Source organism: Desulfatibacillum aliphaticivorans DSM 15576 (assembly GCF_000429905.1).
In the GTDB taxonomy this organism is placed as follows: domain Bacteria; phylum Desulfobacterota; class Desulfobacteria; order Desulfobacterales; family Desulfatibacillaceae; genus Desulfatibacillum; species Desulfatibacillum aliphaticivorans.
The window spans coordinates 1-3,761 of the sequence record NZ_AUCT01000055.1 but is presented as its reverse complement, the minus strand read 5'-3'; the positions used below and the strand labels follow the sequence as shown (position 1 = coordinate 3,761).

The following is a 3,761-nucleotide window of genomic DNA, read 5'->3' as shown; positions in this document are numbered from 1 at the left end:
CCCGGAAAGACTACCAAGCTCTCCTGCCATCCCCGGATTTTAACCTTTCCAACAATTGATTTTTACCCAACCGGGTACTTCACTGGACGCTTACTGATCAAGCGAAAGCTGTTTTTGCGCATCAACAATGGGCGAATGATTATTGCCATCCATCGGTCCTCCGATGACAGAGAACTTTTTTTCCGCCATATTGCCATAACTATCAACAGCTCGAATTACACACTCAAGGGTCGCCCCCCTTTCTATATATCGATTTTGAAATTCACTTGTCTTGAAATAGTTATATATGTGATTGCCTAAAGAATATTCCCCGGAATCAATTTCTGTTTTAGTTTCTAAACCATTAACAAAAAAGGATAGCCGGACTAGGTCGCCGTCCGGATCGAATGCGAGGGCATCAGTTGCTAGGTAACAATCATTATTGTAGCCCAAAACAGTATCCCCATCCTCGAATGTAGAAAATAGTATTTGGGGTGCATGGCTTTGAATGCTTCCGGAAACAATGACGTTAATGGTCTTTCTTGAAGATTGATTACCGGCGTCATCGTAAGCTGTTATAAGAACTTCTCCTGAACGCTCAGGAGTTAGCGTCTGTGTAAAATTATCGATCATTGATGAGACATATTGTTTTTTGGTAGAATCGTAACCAATATCGCTGCAGTCAAAGATTATGCGATCCAAGTCCCCGCTAGCATCAAAGGCGTAACCACGAATTTTAAAACTATCTCCCTGTTTCACATAAATACTATTACCACTTCCAATGGTTATTATTTGCGGTGCAACCGAACCTCCGCCTGTACTATAGCTTGTCCAAGTTTTTGCTTTTACTCGATTACCTGCAAAGTCTACCAGCCAAAGATTTAAAGTATTTGTCCCGGTTGGAATGTCGAATTTTATGGATTCGGAGCAATCTGAGTCAATATTAAACGAATCAACAAAGGTTGAGCCGTTATAAAGCTCCGCCTTATCGATGTCGGCATCATAATCTCGGAACCGAATATTTACTACAGCTTTCTCTCCATACAGTTTACTTCCATTGGGATAAACATCAAGTAATTGTGGGACATGTATGCTTCCGGTTCCATCTGCTGGCAAAACATCCAAGACAATGTCCTTTTCGGCCTCTTCTCCCCCTGAGTCCTTTGCCAAAAAACTGATTGTATTTGATCCTTCCTGTTCAAAAAATACTCTCGATTTAAAAATATCATGATCCGATTCTGAAGAAAAAACATCTTCATATATGGTATTTCCATTAACTTTAATCGCTGTATATGAGAGATTGCCATCTTCATCGACTGCCTTAGCCTCAAACATATATCCATTGTCAACACGATATAGCTGATATGGTATGTCGTCAGGACAAGCATACTCGATAATGGGCCTATGAACATTTCCATCAACGATGCCCGCATGAATTGTAAGATCTATCTGATCATAAAGATTATCCTTATCATAGCATATCACACGCACGGAATAATCCTTCTTTTCCGAAAAAGACACATTTTCCACGGCAATTTCTTTGGAAGATGTCCCGCCAGAGATACTATCTTCTTTAACAAGGGCTCCGTCTACATAGACTTCATACCTATCAAGATTGCCGTCGGCATCCGATACGCTAAATTGTAAATCATGCTCTCCCAAACCTAAGTTGCTTTCTTCTTCGGCCGGGAAAACAAGAGAAATCTGTGGTGAAAAAGTTGGCTCTACTTCAATAATCCAATAAAGACTATCCGTATTTCCCTCTGTATCGTACACAGTTGCATACACATAAAAGTCATATTCTACATCTTTGCCCAGGAATACTACATTTGTTGAGCATATTCCATTTTCGCCCTCCAACCTATCCTTTACATCCTTAATTTGGACATATTCCGAGGTCGCATAAGGTCTGGACTGAGCAGGCAGCAGAGAATCAGAAGCGGACCAAATTACGTGAGACAAGTTTTCATCAAAATCTTTGGCGCGAACTTTAAATCTAATCCGCTCGCCTCCTCGGACGTTTTGTGTCTTTATGTACTCTGGATATACACGGAAAATCCATGGATAGACATATTCGCTGTTAGAATCATCTTCGGTTATCTGAAAAGATTGACTATTAGAATATACACTCGGATCATCAACAGCAACTATCTTTAGATAATAACCATCACCAGGATCAAAACTTGGCAATAAAAAACAATGACTCCCTTTATTGGGAACATTAGTTGCTAACGAATCCATACTATTACTGGGGGTTATAATATAAATACTTATTGGAGAACTCTGTAAATTTGAACTACTTTCCCATTTCAACAGAACCCGATCTCCAGCTTTATAAACACTTGATGATGTTGGATATGTTATTCTCAATGTGCTCTCTTCTGGCTCCGGTGACAAGGGGTCATTGGGATCCGTACCCATGTCAATTTCTGATTGGTTTGAATATCCGTCATGGTCAACATCCGCATACCAATTATCTTCTATCTGGTGGGCAGTTATCCACGTTTGCATTTCATCCCAAAAATTGGAGTATAGCTCCCAAACTCTTTCTTCTTCATAGTTATCCAGTCCGCAACCAGCCTTATCTTTAAACCAGCCGCATTCAGATTCAGTATAATCCGCCCACTCACTGCACATGTATGTTGCATACGCCTTAGTAAACTTATTGGGATTCTGATCCGCAATATGTTGAGCCATCAAGTACTTAACCAAGTACTGAGCATTTATCCCCTTCTCGATTTCCGATGTATCATAAACCCCTTTGCAATAGACTGCACTTTTAGCAAAATCGCTGATTATGGTCATGTAGGCATCTTTAGGGTTGTGACCTATGGTGAGTTGTCCAAAAGCCACCAATCCATCTGTAACCGCAGATAAATTCTGCGCTGCCAGCGAGACCTCTTCATTTGGCAATGCTGATACAATGCATTTTTGTCCTGTGTTTGCAGTTGAAATTAAGTTTCCTGCGGCCCATAATTGATCTGTGGAGACTGCATAACCTAAAACCTTATGAGCATCCGTTGGATCGAACTTAGGAACTAAAGCAGAAGATCCCAAATTCAATACCGTATCAGTTATTTCTAGTCCCAAAATAAGATCGCTTACAGCATTAGTTAAGCCATTTAATTGTCTCATGTATCCGGTAATTGCGCCTTCATGAGTTGAACGAAATTTTCTATTAATTGCTGCTTCAAGCCAATCCATGTCACTCATGTTACTATTGTCATCAGGAAAGTAATCCACATATATAGGGTAATGTCCGTTGCTGTCGAATTTTGGGTCCTTCACGCGAATTTCCGCTTTTTGACTTTTCTTCAAATATGCGACAGCAACAATCCCTCTGCCGCTTCGATAGTCGATCGTCATTGGCTCAGATGTTGGAATCTCTTCGTTTGAGATTAAATCAATTAATGAAATGTCGGCATCTACCGCTTCAGGAATATGTATTCTAATCGTTCCTGGTGAGTTGTAGTCGTTAAAAAAATTCACAAAAAAATTACCATCAGTTGCGGATGAAAGATCGCCTATCGTTACCTCCTTACTTGCCTTTGTGTAGGCATGGTATGAGGCAAAGCCGTTATTGAAAGGGCTGTTTCCTGGGGGTTCTAAGGCAGCATAACTGTTCGAACAAACGAGACATGAAGCGACAAACATCACCAGGCACGTATTTAAAAGTCGCGGTAGAAAATTTCGTAAGCGTTCAGGGGGCTAAAAAAAGTCCTACTTAGGAATTATTCCTACTAGACGTCCTCTGTGTTATGTGCTAGGGTTGTTTCATGAAA

1 protein-coding gene is annotated in these 3,761 nt (G+C 40.5%); it reads right to left on the bottom strand.

Annotation, left to right across the window (positions count from 1 at the left end; genetic code table 11):
• Positions 1 to 90 precede the first annotated feature (90 nt).
• Positions 91 to 3,468 carry a GPI anchored serine-threonine rich family protein gene (locus tag G491_RS0125945; RefSeq protein WP_035220251.1) on the bottom strand — a complete coding sequence of 1,126 codons (3,378 nt, stop codon included), beginning with the start codon at positions 3,466 to 3,468 and terminating at the stop codon, positions 91 to 93.
• Between the last annotated feature and the right edge of the window lie 293 nt (positions 3,469 to 3,761).